The sequence below is a fragment of the Sulfitobacter sp. CW3 genome (genome assembly GCF_019392245.1).
In the GTDB taxonomy this organism is placed as follows: Bacteria; Pseudomonadota; Alphaproteobacteria; order Rhodobacterales; family Rhodobacteraceae; genus Sulfitobacter.
On record NZ_JAHXRL010000042.1, the window covers coordinates 1 to 410 of the forward strand.

Here is a 410-nt window from a genome sequence, read left to right on the forward strand (position 1 = left end):
TGACCGACACACTCGGGCAGAGCGTCAGCACCGAATGGGATGGAAACGGCAGTGTCGTTGGCCATGGTTTGACCTTGCGCGAGACCCCCCATGTTTTCGAGGTAGGGGGGCAACGTCTGTACGCCTGGTGCGCGTTCGACACTCTGATATTTCCGGCGCTGCTTAACGAGACCGCCCATGTCACCTCGCGGTGCGCCGTGACGGGCGAGCCGATCTCCCTTGCTGTCACGCCGGATGCGGTACAGGCGCTCGCGCCGCCGGATGCGGCCATGTCCCTGCTGCCGCCGCAAGACATGTCCGATGTCCGCCGCACCTTCTGCTGCCATGTGCATTTCTTCGTGTCCACGGCCATTGGGCAGGATTGGGCCTCGGGCCGCGCGGGATTTGAAATCGTCGGCGTTCACGACGCC

Annotated in this window: 1 protein-coding gene; it reads left to right on the forward strand. The window is 64.1% G+C overall.

Annotated elements, in window-relative coordinates; genetic code table 11:
* Positions 1-410: organomercurial lyase (gene merB, locus KZZ06_RS20125; protein ID WP_257884516.1), on the forward strand; the 410-nt coding region annotated here is incomplete at both ends.